Consider the following 23730-nt stretch of genomic DNA (forward strand, 5'->3'; position numbering starts at 1 on the left):
AATGACTTCGGTTTTGGGAAAGCGACATGCATGAAAAACACGGACCTGAAACGCGTCGCATGAATCCGTTTCAGCGCGACGCGCTTTAGCCGGTTGAATCACATTCTCCTGGTCTGGAAAAGGCCCGGGCGGCAAATGTCGGATAAAAATGCTGTCGGCTGGCCTTCCCTGTGTTTCAAGCTGTTCACGATGCGTGAAGGCAACTTGCGGTAGCCAGTCGCAACGGTCTAGTGTCGCGTCACTTCCAAACCGATCGGGGGAAACCAATGCAGTGGCTGGATAGCGTGGCGGGTCCCGGTTATGCGGCGGCACTCCTGTGGACCTTCGCGGCGCTGATCCTGCTGGTCATCGTTCTCATCATCGTCAGGCTGGTGCGCAACCTGACCTTCGGCACGTTTGTCGCCGGTGGTCGCAACCGCAAGACACGGCTCGCCGTCATGGACGCAACCGCCGTCGACAGCCATCGCCGACTGGTGCTGGTGCGACGCGACGACATCGAACATCTGCTTCTGATCGGCGGCCCGACCGACGTCGTTGTCGAACGCGACATCCGCCTCGCCGCGCCGCGCCGTCCGGCGTTGACCGGAGACGGCGGCCTGCAGCCTGTCCCGGCGGCCGCGGCCCCGGCTGCGAAGCCGCGGTCGCCGCAGCCCCCTCCCGTGCCTCCGAGACAAGCACCCGCTCCGCAGCCGGTGGCCATGGCACAGCCAGCCCGCCAGCGTCCGGCGGCGCCACCACCGGCTCCGGCGCCCGCACCGAAACCAGCGGCGCAAGCCTATCCATCGACCAATGTCACGCCGCTGCCTGCCTATGGCTCCGCCAACGCCAATGCCGCCAGGCACACGCCACCAGCGCCGACGCGGGACAGCATCGATGACACGCTGATGAAGGAACTCGAGGTTTCGCTCGACCAGCCCCGCTCCGGCGGCCCGGTAGGCAAACCGGCAGCCAAGGCGCCGCCCTCGCTCGACGATGAAATGACCAGGCTGTTGGGCGAACTTTCAAGCCAAAAGAAATGAACTGCGCCTGAGTCGCCTGCCAGTGACGTGGCTGGCCGGCATTCAAGCGTGTTCGAAACTATTGACGATGGCACGCATCGAAGAAAAATGGCCGGACAGCCGGCCATCTGGAAATCAATGCAAAGGCGGTCTATCAATCGTCGCGATAGACCTTTTCACGGCGCTCGTGCCGTTCTTGCGCTTCGATCGACAAGGTGGCGATCGGGCGCGCGTCGAGCCGCTTCAAGGCGATCGGCTCACCGGTTTCTTCGCAATAGCCGTAGGTGCCTTCATCGATGCGCTGGAGCGCCGAATCGATCTTCGAGATGAGTTTCCGCTGACGGTCGCGGGCCCTGAGCTCGATGGCGCGGTCGGTTTCCGAAGAGGCGCGGTCGGCGAGGTCGGGATGGTTGGCGTTTTCCTGCTGCAGGATTTCGAGGGTTTCGCGCGCCTCGCGCAAGATGTCATTTTTCCAGGTGACGAGCTTCTGCCGGAAGTAGGATTTCTGCCGTTCGTTCATGAACGGCTCGTCTTCGGAGGGTACGTAATCGGCGGTAACGATGTCGTTCATTCAACTCACCCAACAGCCCCAAATTTGGCGCCTATATATTCGCCACCAGACGCCTGCACAAGCGCAATCAGCCACCGACTCACGCAATTGTTAAAGTGCGTCTCCAAGCTTCTCCGGAGCGGCATAAATCTGTTTTGATGGCGAAAGTACGACGATCCTCGCCTATCTCCCTGCAAGTGATTCGCCGCGCCGAAGCACGCACACCATTGTGCGTGCGGCTTTTCTCGTGGCTAATCGCGGCAGGACTTCAGCTTTCGGGCACGTTGGAGGTTGGGTGAGCAGGCTTTATCTGTTGCGACACGCCAAGGCCGGTTGGGCCTTGCCGGGCATGCGTGATTTCGATCGTCCATTGGACGCATCCGGCCACGCCGATGCCGAAAAAATGGGGACCGCGATGCGTTCCCGCTCCTATGTGCCGGACCTGACGCTGTGCTCCAACGCCAAACGCGCCAGGGAAACCCTCGAGGGTCTGGCCGGCCAGACCGACACAGGCAAGGTGCTGTTTTTCGACGCGCTCTACAGCGAGGACGCGGCCTGCTATCTCCGCCTCGTCCGGGATCATGGCGGCCCCGGTTCATTGCTGGTCATAGGCCACAACCCGATGACGGAGGATCTCGCCATGGCGATTTCGGGCGATGGCGGCGAGGCGGAGCGGGCAATGCTCAATCATGGCTTTCCAACTTCGGGTCTTGCGGTCGTCCGTTTCCCCGGCGATCTGGCGAAAGCGACCCAGGGAGCGGGCTATCTCGAAGCGTTCCTGACACCGGCCGATCCCTGATGCCGATTCCCAGCGCCATTTCAAAGCCGGGTTCCAGCGCCTATATCGGGCGGACGCAAGCCCGAGAGATCATGTTTTGGCATCATCGCTGACCACCTTCACCGACGAGGCAAGAATTGCCCTCGACACATTGTCGGGACGTGCCACCGGACTTTTTTCTCCATCGCTGCGTCTGGGTGTCACGGGTCTCTCCCGCGCCGGCAAGACCGTCTTCATCTCGGCCTTCGTCCACAATCTGATCCACGGCGGACGTCTGCCGCTGTTCGAGGCGCAGAAATCGGGGCGTATCGCGCGCGCCTTCCTCGAACAGCAGCCCGACGACGCCGTGCCGCGTTTTCAATACGAGGATCACATCGCCGCTTTGGTCAACGATCGCGTCTGGCCGGACTCGACCCGCGCCATTTCGGAACTGCGGCTGACGATCGAATATGAATCGGCCTCCGGCTGGAACCGCATGTTCTCGTCGGGCAAGCTGTCGGTCGACATCGTCGATTACCCCGGCGAATGGCTGCTTGACCTGCCGCTGCTCGGCAAATCCTTCGCCGATTTTTCGCGCGAAGCCCTCGAAATGGCCACGCTGCCGGTCCGCGAGGACCTTTCGCGGGCCTGGCGAGCGATCTCGGCGGAAATCGACCCGAATGCCGACGCCGACGAAATGACGGCACGCCGGCTGGCTGAAAGCTTCGCCGCCTATCTCAAGGCATGCAAGCTCGACGAACGGGCGCTTTCGACCTTGCCGCCCGGTCGTTTCCTGATGCCCGGCGATCTCGAAGGCTCGCCCGCGCTGACTTTCGCGCCGCTGGCCGGCCTGGGCGACAGGCGTGCGCGCAACGGCTCGTTGCACGCCATGATGGAACGGCGCTACGAGGCCTACAAGACGCATGTCGTCAAACCGTTCTTCCGCGAGCACATCACGCGCCTCGACCGCCAGATCGTGCTCATCGACGCCATGCAGGCGCTGAACGCCGGGCCTGGTGCCATGGCCGACCTGGAGCGCGCCGTCACCGAGATCCTCGGCTGTTTTCGCCCCGGCCGGGGCAGCTTCATAACCGACCTGTTCTCCCGGCGTATCGACCGCATCCTGGTCGCAGCGACCAAGGCAGATCATCTGCACCACGAAAGCCATGACCGGCTGCAGGCGATCGTACGGCGCCTTGCCGACCGCGCCGTGGCGCGGGCGAATTTCACCGGCGCCGACGTCGACGTCGTCGCCATGGCGGCGGTGCGCGCCACCCGCGAAGGCACCGTCAAACAGGGCCGAGAGACATTGCCTGTTATCATCGGCACGCCGATCGCCGGCGAGAAAATCGATGGTGAAACATTCGACGGAAAGACGGAAACAGCTATATTTCCTGGTGATTTGCCAGAGAACATTGATGCTGTTTTCGACCTTTCGGGGCCGGATCACAGGCAGGACTCCACGGACCCGGCAATCCGCTTCGTCCGGTTCCGTCCGCCGAAACTCGAACGCACGGCCGAAGGTGTCACGCTGTCGCTGCCGCATATCAGGCTCGACCGCGCCTTGCAGTTCCTGATCGGAGACCACCTGGCATGACCGCGCCCCGCAAACCGGCGGCATTCCGCATCGAGCCGGAAGCCACGCCGAGACAAGACGCGCCACAAGCACGCCACACCGAACCGTCGCGCAGACCGCGCTCCATGAAGGCCGATGTGGCGCTGGTCATCCCGGCGGAGGTCGACGTCTTTGACGAACCGGACGTTATTGCCGCCGAGCCGCCGCCATCGGTCGCCCCCAGAAGGCGCTCGGTTCTCGGCAGCATCTTCTTCGGCGCATTCGGCGTGCTGGTTTCGCTGGCTGTCGGCCTGTGGACCGACCAGTTGATACGCGATCTCTTTGCCCGCGCCGAATGGCTGGGCTGGCTGGCCGCCGGGATGGGGGCGATTGCGTTGCTGGCGCTTCTGGTAATCCTGATTCGCGAGTTCCTGGCCATCGCCCGCCTCGCCGAGGTCGAAAAGCTGCAGAAGCGCGCACTCGATGCCATCGCGCGCGACGATCCTAAGGCGGCACGCGCGGTGGTCGACGAGCTGTCGGCCTTTGTCGCGGCCAAACCCGAGACCGCTGCCGGCCGGCGCGCGCTGGCCGAATTGCGCGGCGAGATCATCGACGGCGCCAATCTGGTGCGCCTGGCGGAGGCTGAAATCCTCGGCCGCCTCGATGTCAGGGCTAAGGTGATGATTCTCGAGGCCGCCAAGCGGGTTTCGCTGGTGACGGCGGTGAGCCCGCGCGCGCTGGTCGATGTCGCCTATGTCGTGTTCGAGGCCGGGCGCCTCATCCGCCGGTTGTCGGAACTCTATGGCGGACGGCCCGGAACGCTGGGTTTTTTCCGCCTGGCGCGCAGCGTACTGGCGCATCTGGCGGTCACCGGTTCGATCGCCATCGGCGACAGTTTCGTCCAGCAGATCGTCGGCCACGGCCTGGCGGCCCGCCTCTCGGCAAAGCTGGGCGAAGGCGTCGTGAACGGCATGATGACGGCGCGCATCGGTCTCGCCGCGATGGAGACGGTGCGCCCCCTGCCCTTCAGCGCAGCCAGGCGCCCGGGACTGGGCGATTTCCTCGCCGCGTTGACTTCGTTCGCAACCAAGAAAGACGCCGAGACAGCCGGCTCTGGCAAATAGCGTCCAGCTCTTCGGAACGATGCTCGGATTGCTGTTTCGAGGGCCCGCGGTGACGAAGCATTAACCAATCTTCTTCATGGTCGAACCGGTTTCAAACAGCCTCGTTGTTGCCGGGTGTCGTCGATGAAAAGCGTAATACTGTCCAGCGTCCTGCCCCTGGCGGCGGTGATCACAGCTGTCGTCGGCATCGCCTCGGCGGCCTCTGCCACGGAACCGGACAAGCAGTTTTTCCAGTCGGCCGAAGGCAAATGGGTTGGCCCGGGCGAGATCGTCGCCGGCAAGTACAAGGGCACGAAATTCAACTGCAGCTTCACCGGTTCCACGCCGGACGGCAAGATGGGCATGACACTGGACGGCGGCTGCCGGGTCGGCATGTTCACCCAGCCCATGTCGGCCAAGATCGAGCGCAAGGGCCGCGACTACAAGGGTTCCTTCATGGGCGGCGCTGCCGGCGCCGGCCTCGATATTATCGGCGGCAACGTCGTCGACGCCCACAAGGTGGTCTTCACCATCAACCGCAACCAATTGCGCGGTGTCATGCAGGCCCGCATTCCCGACGACAATTCCATGACGGTAACGGTTGCCGTGCGCGTTCAGGACCAGTTGGTGCCCGTCATCGGCATGAGCCTGAAGCGCGTCGATGCCGTCGAAGTCGGCTCCATCGCGCCGAACTGAGCGCACCCTCGCCTCTGTTTCTTTGCGCAATTCCGGTCGGAAAAACACTTTTCCTAGGATTGTTCGAATACATCCCACAAGACATAGAGGCGGCAGCCCATCGCCACCGCCTCCTTGGAAACGGACGAACCAGGCGTCAGCCCTTGATCGCCTTGGTCAGCTCGTCATACGCCTTGCAGGCATCGGCCAGGGTCGTGGAACCCTGATACTTGGTCGTCACTGCCTGGACCTTGGCGGTCAGGTCAGCCGCCTTGGACGGATCCTTGGTGATCGCCTCCTGCAACGCGGCGGCCATTTCCTGCGCCTTCTTGGTCGCGATCTCGGTCGTGCATTCCGGCGCCTTCGAACAGGCCGAGCCGGCAAGCACCGCCAGCCCGACGGCAACGAGCAAAAACTTCTTCATGTCAGTCATCTCCTCAAAAGGGTGCGACTTGATCGCCGCTCACCCCCAATGGCCGAAGCCGAGCGTGCTTAGCCTTCGATTGCGGCAACAAGCAACGCGCGCATGGCGTAAACTTGTGTAAAGAGCCTGCTGCAACATTGCGGCGGTTCGATTTCAGCCCTTCCATATCAGCTGGCGCAAAGTTCAGCCGCGAGGCTGCAGCAGAGCGAGCACAGCTGTCGATGCAGCAAGGACGGCCGTAACGGTCAACGGCGCCGTGGCACCATAGGTGTCCACGACATAGCCACCGACAACCGCGCCGATCGTGATGGCAACCTGGAAAGAGACGACCATCAGGCTGCCCGCTGCTTCCAGCGCGTCAGGTGCCGCACGTGAGAGATTGGTTGGCAGCACCACCGGCCCCATGCCGAAGGCGAAGCCCCAAAGCGTGACAAACCCGAAGGCAACGCCAATGTGCACGCCCCAAAGCACCAAGGCCAGCGCCGCGACCGCCATTAACGCGGCGGTGACCACGAGAGCCATGTGAATATTGGCATCGGCCATGCGACCGCCGGCAATGTTGCCGATCACGGCGGCGATGCCAAATCCAAGCAGAGCCAGGGCAATTGGACCGGTTGCAAGCAGCGTGACGTGTTCGAGGAAGGGCCGCACATAGACAGAACCAGCAAAATGCCCCGTCATCAGCAAGACAATAGCCAACATGCCGATTTGAATGCCGCGCCGCCGTGTAAGCCGAAACACGTCCGCAAGACTGTTGCTCGCTGTCGCCGGCAAGGTCGGCAGGCTGAGCAACTGCGCCAACATGGCCAATACGGCCAGCCCCGCTGTCATGGCCATGGCGCTGCGCCATCCCAGCCAGTCGCTGATCAACGCCCCCATCGACGGCGCGGCAATGGTGGCGAGCGAGACGCCGAGGGTGACGATAGCCATGCCCCGGCCTGTCGCATTGGCGCCAACCAGCCTCGCCACGACGGCGACCGAAAGTGCCCAGAAGGCGCTGAGAGCGATCCCCAGCCCGGCCCGGCCTAACAACAACAGCCAGAAATTGGGTGCCAGCGCCGCAAGAATATTGGAAGCGACCGCCAAGGCCATGAGACCGACCAGCACCGTCTTGCGGTTCAGTCGGCCGATGAGAACATTGCTCAACATGGCCGTCACGGCGCCGACGGAAGCGGTGGCGGTGACCACCTGTCCGGCCGTTCCCTCACTGATACCGAGATCGCGCGCCATTGGCGTCAGCAGGCCTGCCGGCAGGAATTCGGCTGACACCAGGGCAAAGCTGGTGGCCGCCAGTGAGATGACCGCGAACCAGGTGGCTGCGCTCCACGCGGCTGGCGTGTTGGCGTCAGGGCCAATGGCGGCGTCTTCAAGCTGTAATGTTGTGTCTGTCACGGAAAGATCTCCAAAGTTTGGAGATCTTCATAGACGAGTTATGTCGGATGATATGTATCTTAAAATCCGAAATTCATGTCTATTCGTCCGGGATTTGTGCGACGCACAATTCCCGGCGAGACATTGGTGATGCGCTTGAACGCGCGAGCGAAGGATGCCTCGGAATCATAGCCCAAACGGGTAGCGACCTCGGCAACCGACAAGCCGCCTTGCCCCAACAACTCGCGGGCAAGCTGCATGCGCAGACGGGCGAGATAGCGTGCGGCACCCTCGCCTAACACCGCGCTGAAACGCGCGGCGAAAATCGATCGCGATTGGCCTGCCACGCTTGCAAGGCTTCCCAGCGTCCAGTTGTGGCCGGGGTCTCGATGCATGGCTGCAAGAGCGCGGCCGATATGTGGATCGCGGATGGCTGTGAGCCAACCTGTGGTCGAGGCTCCGTTGCAATTGACCCAACAGCGGATGAGCCGGGCTGTCAGCAAATCCGCCATACGCGACAAGATGGTGGCGCTGCCCATCTGCGGTTGTGCGGCCTCCATCGTCATAGCCGCCAGCAAAGGACCAACGACCGGGTCGTTGCCGGCCACGTCGCACCCCTTGATGACAGGCGGCATCAGCGTGATCAATGGATTGAGCGCACAGGAGTCCAAGGCCATGGATCCGCAGAAAAGGGTGCTTGTCGCGCCTGTCCCTTCCCGCACCACTTCGCAGACATTACCCCCTAACTTGATCACCTGGCAGCCCTCAAGCGAGTCGCCCACCACGTCCGGCGCACTCGCCAGCCGATGGGCGATGCCCTGCGGCAGAAGCACCAGATCGCCATCGCGCAACTCTTGCCAGCCTTGCGCTTCGGTATGAATCCAGCACGGACCCTGGCCGACAAAGTGAAAACGTAGCAGCGATTGTCGCGGAAATTCTATGCTCCATGGATGTCGGAGCTCGCAGCGACCATAATTGACGCCACTCAGGCGAAAGTCTTGCAGGACTTCGCTGAGCGCGTCCATCGGGATATGGGGCGGCGAAGCCGGCTGGGACGAACGGTCAAGCATGCAGCTGATATAGATGCCGAACGTCCCGCAGACAAGCGGAGACCATTGTTCCACCGGGGGCAGTCGCACCGACAGCACCCTACCTTTCTTGGCAGGCTACCCGCCCTTGCCTCCCGCTCCCACTGCATGCAAGGAGTGCTATACGAAAAAGGGACAGAGCATGGCGGCAGAGGCAGCGGGCAGCGATCTCATTCAGGTGGTGGCATTGCTGGCGGCGGGCGTGGTGGCCGTCCCGATCTTCAAGCGCATGGGTCTGGGTTCGATTCTCGGTTACCTGGCCGCCGGCGTGGTGATCGGTCCGTTCGGCCTCGGCGTCTTTTCCGAATCCGGAGCCATCCTCCATGTCGCCGAACTCGGCGTGGTCATGTTCCTGTTCATCATCGGCCTGGAAATGCAGCCGTCGCGGCTCTGGGGCCTGCGCCGCGAGATCTTTGGGCTTGGCGCGCTTCAAGTCGGCGTCTGCGCGGTGCTCTTGACTGGTGTCGGCATGGCCGGAGGATTTCCGATCGCGCAATCCTTCGTCGCCGGCGCCGGCTTCGTGCTGACCTCGACGGCCATCGTCATGCAACTTCTGGAAGAACGCGGCGAAATCTCCGCGCCCAAGGGCCAGCGCATCGTCTCCATCCTGCTGCTGGAGGACCTAGCCATCGTGCCGCTGCTCGCCTTGATTGCTTTCCTGGCGCCGGGCGGTGCCGGCACCAGCCTGTCGGAGCGGCTGACCGAGGTCGGCATCGGCATCGCCGCGATCATCGGCCTGGTGGTGGCGGGACGCTATCTGCTCAACCCCTTCTTCCGCATCCTGGCGGATGCCCGTGCGCGCGAAGTGATGACGGCCGCGGCTCTGCTGGTGGTGCTCGGATCGGCGCTTGCCATGCAGCTCAGCGGCCTGTCGATGGCGATGGGCGCGTTCCTGGCCGGCGTGCTGCTCTCGGAATCGACGTTCCGCCATCAGCTCGAAGCCGACATCGAGCCGTTCCGCGGCATCCTGCTCGGCCTGTTCTTCCTTGCGGTCGGCATGTCGCTCGATCTGCACGTGGTGGCCGCGAACTGGAAGCTGATCGCCGTCTACGTCGTGGCTTACATGGTGATGAAGGCTTTCGGCATCTACATCGTCGCCCGCATCCTGAAATCAGGCCACCGCGAGGCACTGGAGCGCGCGGTCTTCATGGCGCAAGGCGGTGAATTCGCTTTCGTGCTCTATTCCGCGGCCGCCGCCGTCGGCATCATCGACGGCCAGGCAAACGCAACGTTGACCGCGATAGTCATCATCTCCATGGTGCTGACGCCGCTGGCGATCATCGCCCTGCGCTATTTTACGCCGCGGGACGAGCAGTCGCTGGACGGCGTCGAAGTCGCCGACGGCCTGACCGGCAGCGTGCTGGTCATCGGCTTTGGCCGCTTTGGCCAGATCGCTAGCCAACCCCTGCTCTTGCGCGGCATCGACGTCTCGATCATCGACAACGATGTCGAGATGATCCAGGCGGCCGCCGATTTCGGCTTCAAGGTCTATTATGGCGACGGCACGCGGCTGGACATCCTGCACGCGGCCGGGGCCGGCCGGGCGCGGGCCGTGCTCATTTGTGTCGACAAGCCCGACGCCGCCATCCGCATCGCAGAACTCGTCAAGGCTGAGTTCCCCTTGCTTACGGTGCTGGCCCGTGCGTTCGACCGCGGCACGGCGCTGCAGCTCATCCGCACCGGCGTCGATTATCAGCTGCGCGAAACCTTCGAATCGGCGCTCGTCTTCGGTGGCTCGACCCTGGAGGCGCTGGGCGTCGATCCCGAGGACGTCGCCGAAACGATCGAGGACGTCAGGCGCCGCGACACGGCCCGGTTCGAGACCCAGCTCGCCGAAGGCATCCGCTCGGGACAGCGTTTCCTGAAAGGCAATATCGGTACGCCGATCCCGACCCCGCTCTCCACGCCCCGCCGTCCTGGCAAGGCGCTCAACGAGGAAACGGCCGGCGTCCTGCATAAATCCGAATCGGCGGATTGAGGGAATTAGGCATGGAATTGGACAGCAGAGCCCTGTCGGTCACCAAGTTCTGGCGCGACGCCGGCGAGGATTCATGGTTCGAGAAGATCGACGCTTTCGATGCCGATTTCCGCGACCGCTTCCTCGACCTCCACTACGCAGCCGCGCGGCGCGAATGCGATGTCTGGTCAAGCCATGCCGAGGGCTCGCTGGCGCTGATGATCCTGCTCGACCAGTTCCCGCGCAATTGCTTTCGCGGCACCGGCCACATGTTTGCGACAGACCCTCTGGCAAAGCATTTTGCGCAAAAGGCGGTGGCCGCCGGCCACGATCTGGCGCTGGACCCGGAGGTCCGCGTGTTCCTCTATTTGCCGTTCGAACATTCGGAAAATCTTGCGGACCAGGAGCGGTCGGTTGAACTTCATACCGCCAGGGCCGCGTTCAATCTGAAATACGCGCTGGAACATCGTGATATCATCCAGCGCTTCGGCCGCTTTCCGCACCGCAACCGGATGCTTGGCCGCGAGACCACGGCTGAGGAAAAAGCATTCCTGGATGACGGTGGTTTTTCCGGCTGATCCGCGATTTAGCGCCGCCACCACTCCCGGCCCGACGGCAGCCGCTCGATGCCGGCCGCATCGACCGCACCCAGACGCTCCGACACGCGCAGCCCGCCGACGGCAAGATCCGGCGCGATTTCGGCCAACGGCGCCAGCACGAAGGCGCGCTCCAGCATGCGCGGGTGCGGCACCTCCAGGCCCGTTTCATGGATGACGCGGTCGCCGAACACCAGGATGTCTATGTCGATCAGGCGCGGCCCCCACCTCTCCTCGCGCACGCGTTTGAGCTTTCGCTCGGCATCGAGGCAGAGGTCGAGCAATGCCCGTGGCGACAGCCGCGTCGACAATTCGGCGGCCGCGTTAAGGAAGTCCGGCTGGTCGAGCTTGCCCCAGGGCGGCGTCCGGTAGAGCGAGGAGACGGCGGCCACGTCGGTATCGGGATCGGCGTCGAGCAGGCGCAACGCGGCCCCCATCGACGCCGCCGGATCGCCCAGATTGCCGCCGAGGCTCAGATAGACGGTGTTACTCGGGCCAGACAACGGTCACCTCGACGTAATCGAGCACGCCAGGCACCGGCGCATTGGGCTTGCGAACGGTGACCTCGGCTTTCCGGATCTGGGGAAAGCGCCCGGTGAGGGCCTTCGCGACTTCCAGCGCCAGCGCTTCGATCAGGAAGCGCCTGTGTCCGGTGATGATCTCCTCGATGACCGTGAAGGCAACGCCGTAATTCACCGTTTCCCCGATGGCGTCATCGACGAGCGCGCGTCCGGGCTCGACGGTGAGCGAGGCATCGACATAGAAGCGCTGCCCCAGCGCTTCTTCCTCGTCCAGCACGCCGTGCCGGGCAAAGAAGGCGCAGTTCTTCATGCGGATGACATACATGGCTCAGCGTTCCGATCCGGTTTCCCGCGCCAGCATAGCATCCGCCACGGCCAGCGCGTCCACGTTGATTGCGACATCATGGACGCGAAACAGATGCGCGCCCTTGAGCCGGAGAATGACGCTGGTCGCCGCCGTGCCGGCCGCCCGGTCGGCGGCGTCGCGGCCGGTGACGGTGCCGATGAAACGCTTTCGCGACGTACCGGCCATCAGCGGGAGGCCGAGCGCGCCAAGCTCGGCAAACCGTGCCATCAGATCGAGGTTTTCCTCCGCCGTCTCCTTGGCGAAGCCGAAGCCGGGGTCGAGCACGACATGGTCGTCGGCGACACCTTGCCCGCGCCCGATCTCAAGCGATTTTCCCAGGAACGCCAGCTGGTCCGCAATCACATCGGGCAGCTTGTCGCGATCCCGTCCGGTATGCATGATGACGAGCCCGGCCCCGGTTTCGGCCGCCACCCGCGCAATGTCGGGCTCGCGCTGCAGGCCCCAGACATCGTTGACGATATGCGCACCGGCCTTGACGGCGAGCCGCGCGGTGTCGGCACGATAGGTGTCGACCGAAATCAGCACGTCGCCGACCTGCGCCAACGCCTCGATCACGGGCAGGATACGGGCCTGCTCCTCGCTGGCCGATATCGCGGCGGCGCCCGGGCGGGTCGATTCTCCGCCGACATCGATGACGGCAGCTCCTTCCCCGATCATGCGGCGCGCCTGGACGAGCGCGGGTTCAGGAGCATCAAACAAGCCGCCATCGGAGAAGCTGTCGGGTGTGACATTGAGGATGCCGACGACCACGGCCTTGCCGCCAAGCTCGAGATGGCGCCCATGCGCCAGTTGCCATCGCCCCGCCGTCATTGCGCTTCAACCATGGGCTCATCAACCAAGGGCTCATCAACGATGTGTGATCCGCATTGGATCAAATCCGTTGCGCCGGCGAAGGCCGTAAAGCAAGGTGATTGAAGAGGCAACATGATGATACGCTCCCTGCTCTGCGCACTGCTGCTTACCGTCGCCGTTCCGGCGGATGCGGCCAATCTGGTGAAGACATACAGCTATTTCGCCATTGGCGGCAGAACCCTGGAGGATATCGAGCAGCAACTTGCCAAACACGGGCCCCAGGTCAAAAGCACGGGGTCGCGCCACCCTGGCGCCACCCAGATGGCTTTCACGACACGCATCAGCTACGCCAGCCAACCCGGCTCCTGCCGGATCGCCGACGCGGTCGTCACCGTCAAGGTCAAGGTGATCCTTCCCGAATGGCGCCGCCCGGGCAAAGCCGACGCCGATGTGCGGCTGTTCTGGGATACGTTGTCCGCCGACATCAAGCGCCATGAAGACCGCCACGTCGAGATTGCCCAGAACCACGGCCGCGCGCTGGAAGACGCCCTGAAGGCAGCTTATCCGCAGAAGGATTGCGATGCCGCGAAGGTCAATGCCGCCGCGATCACGGCGGCCGAGCTTGCCAGGCACGATCGGGACCAGGTGCGGTTCGACCGTGTCGAAGGCGCCAATTTCGAAAGCCGCATCCTGCGGCTGCTGCGTTACCGGATGGAGCGCATCGAGAGCGGCCAGTTACGGCCGCCGGCCTGAATCTCCTCGCCGCCTCCGTTCGCCTGGACGGTAGCCAACCGGGCGGAAGCGTAGTGCCAGCCTGGATTTTTTTTCGAGCAACGGTCGAAATCGGCCTATACGGAACGACATATCCAGGGTTGCCAAGGGCACAATCCGGAAGCACGGGCATCACGATCGATCGCGCCGCGGATGCACCAGACAAGCCCAATGGTGATGCGGCAGCGCAAAGTGCATGGACGAGAAGATTTATGGACCAGGCTGTCGACAAGCAGGCCGTGGCGGCCGCCAGCGCGCCGCTGAGCGAAAGCGAAAAGAACGCCATTATCGGCGGCGTCCTCCTGTCGATGCTGCTGGCAGCCCTCGACCAGACCATCGTCGCGCCCGCCATGCCGACCATCGGGCGCTTGCTCGGCCATGCCGAATACCTGCCATGGATCGTCACCGGCTACCTCTTGACCGCAACCGCCGTGGCACCGCTTTACGGCAAGATTTCCGACGTCCATGGGCGTCGCCCGACCGTCTACGCGGCAATCCTCATCTTCCTTGCTGGATCGCTGGTCAGCGCACTGGCCCCAAACATGTTCATCCTCATCCTGGGTCGCGCGATCCAGGGGGCCGGTGGCGGCGGTCTTTTCGCGCTGACGCAGACCGTGGTCGGAGACCTCGTCCCGCCGCGCGAGCGGGCGCGCTACGCGGCGTGGTTTTCCGGCACCTGGGCCGTCGCCAGCGTCGCCGGGCCGCTGCTGGGCGGCACCTTCGCCGAGCATCTGCACTGGTCTCTCATCTTCTGGATCAATATCCCGCTGGGCCTTCTAGCCATGGCGATCATCAACAAGCCGCTCAAGAAGCTGCCCATCGCGGCCAAGAACCACAGCATCGATGGTCTTGGCGCATTGCTGCTGATCGTGGCAACGGCGCTGTTGCTGCTGGCGCTGAACTGGGGCGGCAGTGCCTACCCCTGGTTATCGCCTGAAGTCATCGGCGTCCTGGCGTGCTCGGCGCTGTTCTGGAGCGCCTTTGCCTTGCGGCTAATGCGGGCGGCCGAACCGCTCATCTCGCTCGAAGTGCTAGGCAACCCGATCGTCCTGGCCGGCACCCTGTCGATGTTCCTGCTCCAGGCCTCCAGCGTCGGCCTTGCCGTCTATCTGCCGGTCTATCTGCAGTCGATACTTGGCCTGACGGCGAGCGAGTCGGGCATTGCAATGCTTGGCCTTCTGCTTGGAACCGTGGGCGGCGCCGCTTCCAGCGGCCGCCTGATACCACGCTTCACCCACTACAAGCGCATCGCCATGGTCGGCGTCATCTTCGCCATCCTATGCATGGGCCTGCTGGCCTTTGTCGCCGGCCATGCATCGCTGCTTGTCGTCGAAGTCCTGACCATCTGCATCGGGCTGGGAACCGGCACGACATTTCCGGTAACCACCGTGTCCGTGCAGAACGCCGTCGACCGCATGCATCTTGGCGTGGCAACGGGGGTGCTTACCTTTCTGCGTTCGCTGGGCAGTGCATTGGGGGTCGCGATGCTGGGCGCGGTGGCTCTTGGCTTTGGGTTGCCGCTGGCCGGCGAAGGCGTTCGGGTGGCTGGACATGTCGTATCGGCCGAACCCTTCGTGATGATCTTTCTCGTCGCGGCCGGCACTCTGGGGCTGGGCCTCGTCACGCTGACGTTGATGCCCGAGAAAGAACTTCGAGGCCACGTCGACGATCCGGCGTCGATCCTGACGGAATAACTAGCCGGAGACGCCGAGCTTCTTTTGCAGGCTCGTGGACGAGGTCGTGTACTGGAACACGATGCGCTCGCCGGGGCTGACGATGCGCTTGGCGGCCTGCGCCATCAGCGCCACCTCGTGAAAGCCCGACAGGATCAGCTTCAGCTTGCCCGGATACCAGTTGATGTCGCCCACCGCGAAAATGCCGGGCACCGAGGTCTGGAACTTCTCGGTATCGACCGGGATCAGGTTCTCGTGGAGATTGAGCCCCCATTCCGCGATCGGGCCGAGCTTCATCGTCAGTCCGAAGAACGGCAGCATGCGGGTGCAAGGCGCCTCGATGTCGCCATCCGGGCCGCCCTTGATGGTGGCCGATGACAGCTGGCCGTCGGCCCCGGTGAGCCCGGTCACCTGACCGACTCTGAATTCCAGCTGCTTCATCTCCTGCATGGCGTACATCTTGTTGACGCTGTCGGGCGCCGCGCGAAACTCAGCCCGCCGGTGAACCAATGTCACGCTCTTTGCCACCGGCTGCAGGTTCAGCGTCCAGTCCAGCGCCGAGTCGCCGCCGCCGACGATGACAAGGTCATGGCCGCGGAAATCCTCCATCCGGCGCACGGAATAGAAGACGCTCTTGCCCTCATAGGGTTCGATGCCGGGGATCGGCGGACGCTTGGGCTGGAATGAGCCGCCGCCGGCGGCGATGACCACTACCTTGGCCTCGAACACCTCGTTCTCGTCCGTGGTGACGCGAAAGCCGCCGTCTTCCAGCTTCTCAAGGCTGGAGACCATGCGGTTATAGGTGAATTCAGGCTTGAACGGCGCGACCTGTTCGAGCAGCTTGTCGACGAGCCCTTGCGCCGAGATCGAGGGCCAGCCGGGAATGTCGTAGATCGGCTTTTCCGGATAGAGTTCCGCGCATTGGCCACCGGGCTTGTCGAGGATGTCGATCAGGTGGCATTTTAGGTCCAGCAGGCCGAGCTCGAACACGGCGAACAGGCCGACCGGCCCCGCCCCGACAATGAGAACGTCTGTGCTGATGATGCCGGTCATGATGCGCCTCGCTTCGAAAGTCCGGGCGAGACTGCATGACCAGCGGCCCGCTGCCAAGCGTCAGCGGCAAAAATCGCCCATGCTGGCTTTCAGCCCTGACGCTCGGGCACCCGCACGATCAGGCCGTCGAGCGCATCGCGTACCTTGATCTGGCAGGACAGGCGCGAGTTCGGCTGGACGTCGTAGGCGAAGTCCAACATGTCTTCCTCCATCGCCTCGGGCTCGCCGACTTCGGCCGTCCATGCCTCATCGACATAGACATGGCAGGTCGCGCAGGCGCAGGCGCCGCCGCACTCCGCCTCGATGCCAGGGACAGCGTTGCGGATGGCGTTCTCCATGACCGTCGAGCCGTTTTCGGCGTCCACGTCGAAATGTGTGCCGTCATGGGCGATGAAGGTCAGTTTGGTCATTTGTCACCTGAAGGGAGTTTCGCCCCGGACGAAGGGAGTTCGCCCGAGGGGAAAGCGAGTTTCGCCCGAGATAATCACTCCGGCAAACAAGTCAACTGCCGTGCGAAAGCGGCGCTCCGTGACGTTTTTGTCGCAAACCTGGATCAGCGATTGATGGCGGCGATGAAGTCGCGCACTTCGTCGATCAGCCGGCCGAGCCGCTTGAGCGTCTGGGCGTCCTCCGGGCGATGCTCGATATCGGTGACGCAATCGGCGATGGCGAAGGCACCCACGCCGCGGGCCGACCCTTTCAAACCATGAGCCAGCAGGAGCCGGTCCTTGATGTCGGCATCGACTATTTTGTCGCGTACCGACAGTGCCTGCTGTACAAACAGCGCCAGCACCTCTTGCTCGAGGGCGCGGTCGCCCATCGTTTGCCGGGCAAGGTGTGCCAAATCGACCGGTCGGGACTGCCTCGTTCCCGATACGTCGCCCCCCGGCATCGAGAAGGCAATGCCGCTTTCGCCACGCATGAACTCGAACTCCATCTTCTTCGGTCGCCTGAAAACCTAGGCGAATCCAGTGGACAACGGGTTAATGAATGGCCGGGAAAAATGTTGCGAAAGCGGCGCCCAAATCACGCTTCCGTTAACCTTATATTTAAAGTTTTACGTATCCCGCGGAATGCATGTTTTCTTTACCCCCCTGTGTCATTACGATACGAGGGTCCATTTTCAGCCTCCTGCGCGGGGGTAAGACAAACAGAATCATAAGCCCCCGCGGCAGCTAGTACAGGGTAGCGAAGGCATGGCGAAGAAACCAACGACGACCAGAACTCTCGACAGCGACGTAGCCAGGGAACTCGAAAAAGCGCTCGATCTCGACCTGAGCGGCGATACCGATAGCGGCGACCTCGATATCGCGGCTTCGATGGAAGATCTGGAAGCGCAGATATCACAGGCCGCCGACGAACTGGCGCGCGAGGGACGCAATCAGCAGCCGGCGCCAGTCGTCAATCAGCCCCAGGCCGCGAAGCCCGCTCCAACGCCCAAGCCGGCCGAACTTCGCCCGGTCGAGACGCGCAATGGTGGCCAGCCCGCCGGCTTCGCGCCAGCCAACGACGATCGTCAGAAAGACTACAAGACCCTTCTGCACAGCCTGAACAGGCGCGCCTCCAACACCATTTACTGGGTCATCGCCTTTGTCTCGCTCGCCTGGATCGCGGGCGCCGGCGGACTGGCGAACCTGCTTTTTGGACCGAGCATCTGGCGGATCCGCACGCTGGACCAGTTCTTTGCCCGCCCCGAACTGATCGGCCTTGCCGTCGCGGCTATCGTGCCTGTCATCCTGTTCTGGGCCTTCGCAACGATGATTCGCCGCGCTCAGGACATGCGCATCGCCGCGCAATCGATGACGGAAGTGGCCTTCCGCCTGACCGAGCCGGAAAACATGGCCCAGGATCGCGTCATGATGATCGGCCAGGCCGTCCGCCGCGAGGTGGCTGCGATGGGCGAAGGCATCGAACGCACCCTTGCCCGTGCCGTCGAACTGGAAACGCTGGTCCACAGCGAGGTCAACCAGATCGAGCGTTCCTATTCGGAAAACGAAACCCGCATAAGGTCGCTGGTCGACGGATTGGGCAGCGAACGCGAAGCGGTGGTCACCCATGCCGAACGCGTCCGCGCCTCGATCTCCGGTGCGCACGAGACCCTGCGCGATGAAATCGGCGCGGCAAGCGACATCATCCGTGACAGCATCCTCAACGCGTCGACCAAACTATCGATGACGATCACCAATTCCGGCGACACGCTGATCGACCGCATCAACGAAAGCTCGATGTCGATCTTCGATTCGGTGGAAGGCCGGCTCGACAACATTACCGACCGGCTTTCGACCTCCGGCGAGGCTTTCGCCAGCCTGCTCGACACCCGTATCGCCAAGCTGACGGACACCACGGACGGCTTGACCCGTTCGTTGACGGACCTGCTCGACGATCGCACCACCGGCATGGTGTCGCTGCTCGGCGGCGCCGCGCGCACCCTCAATTCCGAGTTCGAGGCCAGCCTCAACGGCATCGAGCGCACCTTGGCCGAACGCGGCCAAGCGCTGATCAGCGAATTTCAGACCCGCGCGGAAGCGCTGGACACCGGCACCCAGAAGCTCAATGCCGCGCTGGAAGCCCGCGCCCGCCAGATCAACGAAACGCTGGTCGAGCGCGCGCGTGAAATCGCCCACACCTTCGCCGAGAGCAAGGACACGCTGTCGGCCATGATCGATCAGGGCAAGACCCAGATCGGCGCCGACATGGCCGACATCGTCACCTCGACCTCTTCCATGCTCGAAGCGCGCGCCAGCGATTTCGCCGGCCGCATGGAGGCAGCCCGCCACGTCGTGTCGCGCTCCTTTGACGCCGACATCCAGCGGCTTGCCGACGCGCGCGTCGGTATCGAGGAAGCCGTCGAAAACCATAGCCGCAAGCTCTCCGAGAGCCGCGAGCGCATGGCGGCAGCCATGCAGGCGGACCTGGAGAAATTCGACGAAGGCCGCGCCGGCATCGATGCGGCGGTGACCAATCAGGTACAGAGGCTGGCCGAAGGCCGCGGCCTGATAGCCCGTGCGCTTGAAGAAGACCTGCGCAAGGTCAACGAATCGCGTGCCGCCATCGATGCGTCGCTCGGCAGCCACCTCGAAAGGCTGGAGGAAGGCCGCAACCGGCTCTCACTGGCTCTCAACGAAGACTCCGGAAAATTGGTGCAAGCTCGTACCATCATTGATGAAATGGTGGCCGGGCATGTTGGAAAACTGGCCGAAGGCCGCAACATTTTGTCGCGCGCCTTGGAGGCCGATCTCGGCAAATTGTCCGACAGCCGCGCCGACATAGACGGCCTTGTCGCCGGCCAGGTCGAGAAAATCGCCGAGGGCCGCGCGGTGCTCGCCAAGGCGCTTGAAAACGACATTGCCGGTATCAAGAACCTCATCGAGGCGCATTCGGCGAAACTGGCCGAAGACCGCACGCAGCTCGGCCGTTCGCTCGAAAGCGACCTGTCGGGGATACGTGGCCTGATCGACAGCCATTCCGGGCGCCTGGCGGAAGACCGCGGCCTGCTGTCGCAGACGCTCGAAGCCGACCTCGCCAAGCTGGCCGAAAGCCGCTCCAGCATCGACGGTTTGGTCGCCGGCCAGGTCGAGAAGCTCGCCGAGGGCCGCGACATCCTCAAGCGTGCGCTGGAATCCGACCTCAATACGATCAAGAACGTCATATCGAGCCAGTCGGACAGACTGGCCGAGGATCGCGGGCAGCTCTCACGTGTTCTGGAAGCCGATCTGCAGAATGTGAACAGCGTCATCGCCGACCACATGAACAGGCTGGTTCAGGATCGCTCGACCTTGTCGAAGGCGCTGGAGGACGATCTCGCCAAGCTGGCCGAAAGCCGCTCCGGCATCGACGGCCTGGTCGCCGGCCAGGTCGAGAAGCTCGCCGAGGGCCGCGACATCCTGCGCCGCGCATTGGAAGCCGACCTCGGCACCGTCAGAAACACCGTTGCCGATCAGTCCCAGAAACTGGTCGACGACCGCGCCCAGTTCGCCCGCGCGCTGGAGGCCGATCTCGAAACCGTCAACAGCCTTGTCAACAGCCACTCGGACCGACTTGCCCAAGAGCGTTCGACACTGTCGAAGGCGCTTGAGGCCGACCTCGAGACTGTCGGCACGCACGTCAACAATCACGCGGAACGGCTTGTGCAGGAGCGTTCGACCTTGTCGAAAGCTCTCGAAGACGATCTTGCCAAGCTGGCCGAGAGCCGCTCCAGCATCGACGGTCTTGTCGCCGGCCAGGTTGAGAAGCTTGCCGAAGGCCGCGATGTCCTCAAGCGTGCGCTGGAGGCAGATCTTGCCAAGCTGGCCGAAAGCCGCTCCAGCATCGACGGTCTGGTCGCCGGCCAGGTCGAGAAGCTCGCCGAAGGCCGCGACATTCTCAAGCGCGCTCTCGAAGCCGACCTGCAGAAGCTGACCGAAAGCCGCGGCGATATCGACGATATCATCGCCGGACATGTCGGCAAGTTGTCCGAAGGCCGCGACATGCTCAGCCGCGCGCTGGAAGATGACCTCGGCAAGCTCGCCGAGAGCCGCAAGGACGTCGATCGTTCGCTGTCCGGCCACATCGACCAGATCGCGGCCAGGAGCACGGACATTTCCGCCGCGATCGCCGCCGATGTCGACAAGATCGAGCAGGCGTTCAGCCGCCAGACTGGCATCATCGAGGAACGCGCCGGCACCATGGAGCGCGCGCTCTCGACTGGGGTCGACAACGTCCGTAACGTGCTCGAGAAGAGCGCTGTCTTCGTCGCCGGCGCATTGCGCGAAAAGGTGCTGGAAGTCACCAGCACGCTGCACGAACAGGCCGGTGCGGCCTTCAGCGACGCCGATCGCAAGATCGCCGAGCGCGCCGAGCAGACGTCCGCCGCCCTGCTGGCCCGGGCCGAAGACATCGCCCGCACCTTCGAGGAGGCCGATCGTCGCCTGCACGCCCGTGCGGAGGATACTTCGAACGCCCTGCTCGCCCGCGCCGATGACACCTCCAGCTCGCTGCTGGCCCGTGCCCACGAAACCGCCGATCAGCTCGCTGCCCGCGCCGGCGAGATTGCCGGCACCTTCGACATGGCCGACCAGAAGCTCGCCGCCCGTGCCCAGGAAACCGCCGATCAGCTGGCTGCCCGCGCAAGCGAGATTGCCGGGACGTTCGACGCGGCCGACCAGAAGCTGGTCGCCCGTGCGGTGGAAACGGCGCAGTCGCTGGCCGCCCGCGCCGGCGACATCCTGCGGAACTTCGAAAGCGCCGACCAGCGGCTCGGCATGCGCATCGGCGAATCCGCCGAGGCGCTCGCCGCCCGCGCGTCGGACCTCGGTCGTATTTTCGATGCCGCCGACCAGCATTTGGTCTCGCGCATCGCCGAGGGTTCGGGCGCGCTGTCCAGCCGGGCATCCGAAATCGCCCGCATCTTCGACGACGCCGACCAGCGCCTGGTTTCGCGTATCGCCGACAGCACCTCGACGATCGGCGAGCATGCGCAGACCATTGTCGGCGCCTTTGCAAGCACCGAGCAGCGGGTCGCCGATCGCGCCCGCCAGACCGGCCAGGAGCTGGCCGTGCACGCCCGCGAAATCGAGCAGGCGCTTGCCGGCGCCGACGAGCGTCTTGCATCGAGCGCGGCGGCAGCGGCCGCCCGTGTCGAAGAACAGATCGCTGGGGTCGAAAACCGGCTCGCCTACACCGCCGAAACCATGGGCCAGAAGCTCAACGAGCAGGTGTCGAGTGCCGAGGCACAGCTCGTATCGCGTGCCAATGTGATCGCGGAAACCTTCACCGCGGTCGGACAACATATCGGCCAGAGCACCAACGACGCGGCCAAGACGATTGGCGCCAACACCCGCGAGCTCAACACCATGCTCGCGGCGCGGTCGGCCGAGATGTCGAAGATCCTCGACGAAACCGCGCGGCCTTTGGTCGAGCGCTTCGCCCAGGGCGGCTCGGAATTGCAAAAGAGCATGGAAGAGGTCACGGAGCGCGCGACCGAGAAGCTGCGCAGCGAAAATGCAGCCCTGGTCAACGCACTGGCCAGCCGCACCGCCGAGACCTTGTCGGCGGTCGAAGGCGCCCGCTCGTCGCTGTCCGACAGCGTCGCCGATCTGATCGGCCGTATGACCAAGTCCAGCTCGCAGCTTGGTCAGCTGATCGAACAGGCCGCGGTCAACCTCGGCGAGGTCGACGAACGTCTGACCGGCAGCACGCAAAGCTTCGCGGCGACAACCGAAAAGGCGGCGCAGACCTTTGCCAGCTCGGCGCGTCTGGTCGATTCGAACACGACGAGACTGACGGAACTGTCGTCGTCGACCTTGCGCGAAGTCGCCTCGATCGCAACCAAGTTCGATGAACACAGCCGCTTGCTGGCTAGCGCCTCGGACCTGTTGAGCTCGGCCCAGAGCAACCTCGAACACACGCTGGAAAGGCAGTCCTCACTTGAGGACCTCGCCGTCGGCCTGGTCAAGAAGTCGGAAGATCTCGAAAGGGTCATGCGCTCGTTCGAAAATCTCGTCGGCCAGACCCTGCAGAACGCCGAGGGCAAGACGATGGAGTCCGCCGACAAGATCCGCAACGCCATCACCGACGTCGTCGATTCGGCAACCAAGCGCTTCGCCGATGCGACCGAGGAGATGCGGCGCACCGCGGGCTCGATCAAGAGTGAACTCGACCTCACCCGCGCCGAACTCAAGAAGGGCGTCATCGAGATGCCCGAAGAGGCAAAGGAGTCGACATCGGCCATCCGCCGCGCCGTTTCCGAGCAGATCAACGCCTTGAAGGAGCTTTCGGACATCGTGGCGAAGTCGGGTCGTGGCGGCAACTCTTCAGAACCTCGCCCCTTGCGGCCTGCGCCGCAGGCGCCGGCGGCGCGCGCCGCCGAGCCGCCTCGCCGCGCTCCGGCACCGCAGGCGGACCTGCGCCCGCCACAGGCGCCGCTGGGCGGCGCGGGACTGCGTGGCACGCTCGATCTGGAGCGCCCGGCTGAGGCAGCACCGCGCCAGCGTGCAGCCGACGCCACAGCCCGCGCGCCGCAAGGCGGCTGGGTGCGCGATCTCTTGACCGCCGCGTCGAACGATGCCGAGCTCAGGCCGGCGGCTCCCCAGGCGCCAGCGGAAGCCCCGCGCGCGGCCCCTGCCCAGCGTTCGCCGCAGCATGTCGTGGAATCGCTGAACTCGCTGTCCGTCGATATCGCGCGGGCCATCGACCACGATGCCTCGATCGAGCTGTGGAACCGCTACCGGCGCGGCGAGCGTGACGTGTTCACGCGCAGGCTCTACACGCTCAAGGGCCAGCAGACGTTCGACGAAATCCGCCGCAAGTACCAGGCGGAGGCCGAATTCCGCACCGCCGTCGACCGCTATTGCGACGATTTCGAGAAGCTGCTCAAGGATGTCTCGCGCAACGACCGCGACAACATCATGGCCCAGACCTATCTCACGTCGGACACCGGCAAGGTCTACACCATGCTGGCCCATGCCAGCGGCCGCCTGCATTAGGCGGTCGACAAGCCAA

General features: G+C 63.9%; 20 protein-coding genes. 10 read left to right on the plus strand and 10 right to left on the minus strand.

The genetic code is table 11. The features are described from left to right. Window positions 1-266 precede the first annotated feature (266 nt). Window positions 267-1019 (plus strand): hypothetical protein, encoded by a 753-nt coding sequence (locus AC3CB8_RS20725; RefSeq protein ID WP_352565296.1) that lies wholly within the window; start codon window positions 267-269, stop codon window positions 1017-1019. A 133-nt stretch (window positions 1020-1152) separates the two neighbouring features. Here AC3CB8_RS20725 and dksA read toward each other — a convergent pair whose 3' ends face one another. Continuing rightward, window positions 1153-1569 (minus strand): RNA polymerase-binding protein DksA, encoded by a 417-nt coding sequence (gene dksA, locus AC3CB8_RS20730; RefSeq protein ID WP_015317688.1) that lies wholly within the window; start codon window positions 1567-1569, stop codon window positions 1153-1155. Window positions 1570-1843: 274 nt separating this feature from the next. On the opposite strand from dksA, the gene AC3CB8_RS20735 reads away from it, so the two are divergent. From AC3CB8_RS20735 to AC3CB8_RS20750, 4 genes are all read left to right on the plus strand, one after another. Beyond that, window positions 1844-2347, plus strand: a complete 504-nt coding sequence (locus AC3CB8_RS20735) for a SixA phosphatase family protein (protein WP_023773895.1) — start codon at window positions 1844-1846, stop codon at window positions 2345-2347. A 76-nt stretch (window positions 2348-2423) separates the two neighbouring features. Further along, on the plus strand, window positions 2424-3902 hold the full coding sequence (locus tag AC3CB8_RS20740) for a YcjX family GTP-binding protein (protein WP_352565293.1): 1479 nt from the start codon (window positions 2424-2426) through the stop codon (window positions 3900-3902). Then, the gene (locus AC3CB8_RS20745) at window positions 3899-4984 is read left to right on the plus strand and encodes a YcjF family protein (RefSeq protein WP_352565291.1); all 1086 of its coding nucleotides are present in this window, start codon (window positions 3899-3901) and stop codon (window positions 4982-4984) included. Before AC3CB8_RS20740 ends, AC3CB8_RS20745 begins: the two co-directional genes overlap by 4 nt. A gap of 123 nt (window positions 4985-5107) precedes the next feature. Next, window positions 5108-5659, plus strand: a complete 552-nt coding sequence (locus AC3CB8_RS20750; RefSeq protein WP_015317684.1) for a hypothetical protein — start codon at window positions 5108-5110, stop codon at window positions 5657-5659. A 136-nt stretch (window positions 5660-5795) separates the two neighbouring features. Here the strand turns inward: AC3CB8_RS20750 and AC3CB8_RS20755 are convergent, their stop codons facing one another. From AC3CB8_RS20755 to AC3CB8_RS20765, 3 genes are all read right to left on the minus strand, one after another. Beyond that, window positions 5796-6062, minus strand: a complete 267-nt coding sequence (locus AC3CB8_RS20755) for a hypothetical protein (RefSeq protein WP_023773897.1) — start codon at window positions 6060-6062, stop codon at window positions 5796-5798. 183 nt (window positions 6063-6245) lie between these two features. After that, window positions 6246-7454 (minus strand): MFS transporter, encoded by a 1209-nt coding sequence (locus tag AC3CB8_RS20760; protein ID WP_352565289.1) that lies wholly within the window; start codon window positions 7452-7454, stop codon window positions 6246-6248. 59 nt (window positions 7455-7513) lie between these two features. Next, complete coding sequence (locus AC3CB8_RS20765; RefSeq protein ID WP_023773899.1) at window positions 7514-8503, minus strand: AraC family transcriptional regulator; 990 nt, start codon at window positions 8501-8503, stop codon at window positions 7514-7516. Between the two features lie 160 nt (window positions 8504-8663). On the opposite strand from AC3CB8_RS20765, the gene AC3CB8_RS20770 reads away from it, so the two are divergent. Next, entirely contained in the window at window positions 8664-10499 is a 1836-nt protein-coding gene (locus AC3CB8_RS20770; protein ID WP_023785172.1) for a monovalent cation:proton antiporter-2 (CPA2) family protein, read from the plus strand. A gap of 11 nt (window positions 10500-10510) precedes the next feature. Continuing rightward, entirely contained in the window at window positions 10511-11056 is a 546-nt protein-coding gene (locus AC3CB8_RS20775; protein ID WP_352565287.1) for a DUF924 family protein, read from the plus strand. A gap of 8 nt (window positions 11057-11064) precedes the next feature. On the opposite strand, the gene folK is transcribed toward AC3CB8_RS20775, so the two are convergent. The 3 genes from folK to folP are packed head-to-tail and all read right to left on the minus strand — an operon-like array spanning window position 11065 to window position 12772. Next, the gene (folK, locus tag AC3CB8_RS20780; protein WP_352565285.1) at window positions 11065-11577 is read right to left on the minus strand and encodes a 2-amino-4-hydroxy-6-hydroxymethyldihydropteridine diphosphokinase; all 513 of its coding nucleotides are present in this window, start codon (window positions 11575-11577) and stop codon (window positions 11065-11067) included. After that, window positions 11561-11920 carry a dihydroneopterin aldolase gene (gene folB, locus AC3CB8_RS20785; RefSeq protein ID WP_023773903.1) on the minus strand — a complete coding sequence of 120 codons (360 nt, stop codon included), beginning with the start codon at window positions 11918-11920 and terminating at the stop codon, window positions 11561-11563. Before folB ends, folK begins: the two co-directional genes overlap by 17 nt. Before the next feature lie 3 nt (window positions 11921-11923). Then, the gene (gene folP / locus AC3CB8_RS20790) at window positions 11924-12772 is read right to left on the minus strand and encodes a dihydropteroate synthase (protein ID WP_352565283.1); all 849 of its coding nucleotides are present in this window, start codon (window positions 12770-12772) and stop codon (window positions 11924-11926) included. A gap of 114 nt (window positions 12773-12886) precedes the next feature. Between folP and AC3CB8_RS20795 the strand changes: the two genes are divergently transcribed. Then, on the plus strand, window positions 12887-13507 hold the full coding sequence (locus tag AC3CB8_RS20795; RefSeq protein ID WP_023785176.1) for a DUF922 domain-containing Zn-dependent protease: 621 nt from the start codon (window positions 12887-12889) through the stop codon (window positions 13505-13507). A 230-nt stretch (window positions 13508-13737) separates the two neighbouring features. Continuing rightward, the gene (locus AC3CB8_RS20800; RefSeq protein ID WP_352565280.1) at window positions 13738-15219 is read left to right on the plus strand and encodes an MDR family MFS transporter; all 1482 of its coding nucleotides are present in this window, start codon (window positions 13738-13740) and stop codon (window positions 15217-15219) included. On the opposite strand, the gene AC3CB8_RS20805 is transcribed toward AC3CB8_RS20800, so the two are convergent. The 3 genes from AC3CB8_RS20805 to AC3CB8_RS20815 all read right to left on the minus strand — a co-directional run bounded on the left by AC3CB8_RS20805 (window position 15220) and on the right by AC3CB8_RS20815 (window position 17173). Next, window positions 15220-16251, minus strand: a complete 1032-nt coding sequence (locus AC3CB8_RS20805; protein ID WP_023796554.1) for an NAD(P)/FAD-dependent oxidoreductase — start codon at window positions 16249-16251, stop codon at window positions 15220-15222. Between the two features lie 89 nt (window positions 16252-16340). Continuing rightward, window positions 16341-16661: a 2Fe-2S iron-sulfur cluster-binding protein gene (locus tag AC3CB8_RS20810; RefSeq protein ID WP_015317672.1), complete on the minus strand. Its 321-nt coding sequence runs from the start codon at window positions 16659-16661 to the stop codon at window positions 16341-16343. A gap of 143 nt (window positions 16662-16804) precedes the next feature. Further along, on the minus strand, window positions 16805-17173 hold the full coding sequence (locus tag AC3CB8_RS20815; RefSeq protein ID WP_015317671.1) for an Hpt domain-containing protein: 369 nt from the start codon (window positions 17171-17173) through the stop codon (window positions 16805-16807). Window positions 17174-17447: 274 nt separating this feature from the next. Here AC3CB8_RS20815 and AC3CB8_RS20820 point away from each other — a divergent pair, with 274 nt between their 5' ends. Next, window positions 17448-23714: a kinesin gene (locus AC3CB8_RS20820; protein ID WP_488377341.1), complete on the plus strand. Its 6267-nt coding sequence runs from the start codon at window positions 17448-17450 to the stop codon at window positions 23712-23714. The last annotated feature ends 16 nt before the right edge of the window (window positions 23715-23730 follow it).

This window comes from Mesorhizobium sp. P160927 (genome assembly GCF_057766385.1).

Excerpts from the sequence above, each read along its gene's own strand:
- AC3CB8_RS20725 (WP_352565296.1), top strand. The coding sequence starts at position 267 with ATGCAGTGGCTGGATAGCGTGGCGGGTCCCGGTTATGCGGCGGCACTC.
- dksA (WP_015317688.1), bottom strand. The coding sequence starts at position 1,569 with ATGAACGACATCGTTACCGCCGATTACGTACCCTCCGAAGACGAGCCG.
- AC3CB8_RS20745 (WP_352565291.1), top strand. The coding sequence starts at position 3,899 with ATGACCGCGCCCCGCAAACCGGCGGCATTCCGCATCGAGCCGGAAGCC.
- AC3CB8_RS20750 (WP_015317684.1), top strand. The coding sequence starts at position 5,108 with ATGAAAAGCGTAATACTGTCCAGCGTCCTGCCCCTGGCGGCGGTGATC.
- AC3CB8_RS20755 (WP_023773897.1), bottom strand. The coding sequence starts at position 6,062 with ATGAAGAAGTTTTTGCTCGTTGCCGTCGGGCTGGCGGTGCTTGCCGGC.
- AC3CB8_RS20765 (WP_023773899.1), bottom strand. The coding sequence starts at position 8,503 with ATGCTTGACCGTTCGTCCCAGCCGGCTTCGCCGCCCCATATCCCGATG.
- AC3CB8_RS20770 (WP_023785172.1), top strand. The coding sequence starts at position 8,664 with ATGGCGGCAGAGGCAGCGGGCAGCGATCTCATTCAGGTGGTGGCATTG.
- AC3CB8_RS20775 (WP_352565287.1), top strand. The coding sequence starts at position 10,511 with ATGGAATTGGACAGCAGAGCCCTGTCGGTCACCAAGTTCTGGCGCGAC.
- folB (WP_023773903.1), bottom strand. The coding sequence starts at position 11,920 with ATGTATGTCATCCGCATGAAGAACTGCGCCTTCTTTGCCCGGCACGGC.
- folP (WP_352565283.1), bottom strand. The coding sequence starts at position 12,772 with ATGACGGCGGGGCGATGGCAACTGGCGCATGGGCGCCATCTCGAGCTT.
- AC3CB8_RS20795 (WP_023785176.1), top strand. The coding sequence starts at position 12,887 with ATGATGATACGCTCCCTGCTCTGCGCACTGCTGCTTACCGTCGCCGTT.
- AC3CB8_RS20800 (WP_352565280.1), top strand. The coding sequence starts at position 13,738 with ATGGACCAGGCTGTCGACAAGCAGGCCGTGGCGGCCGCCAGCGCGCCG.
- AC3CB8_RS20805 (WP_023796554.1), bottom strand. The coding sequence starts at position 16,251 with ATGACCGGCATCATCAGCACAGACGTTCTCATTGTCGGGGCGGGGCCG.
- AC3CB8_RS20810 (WP_015317672.1), bottom strand. The coding sequence starts at position 16,661 with ATGACCAAACTGACCTTCATCGCCCATGACGGCACACATTTCGACGTG.
- AC3CB8_RS20815 (WP_015317671.1), bottom strand. The coding sequence starts at position 17,173 with ATGCGTGGCGAAAGCGGCATTGCCTTCTCGATGCCGGGGGGCGACGTA.
- AC3CB8_RS20820 (WP_488377341.1), top strand. The coding sequence starts at position 17,448 with ATGGCGAAGAAACCAACGACGACCAGAACTCTCGACAGCGACGTAGCC.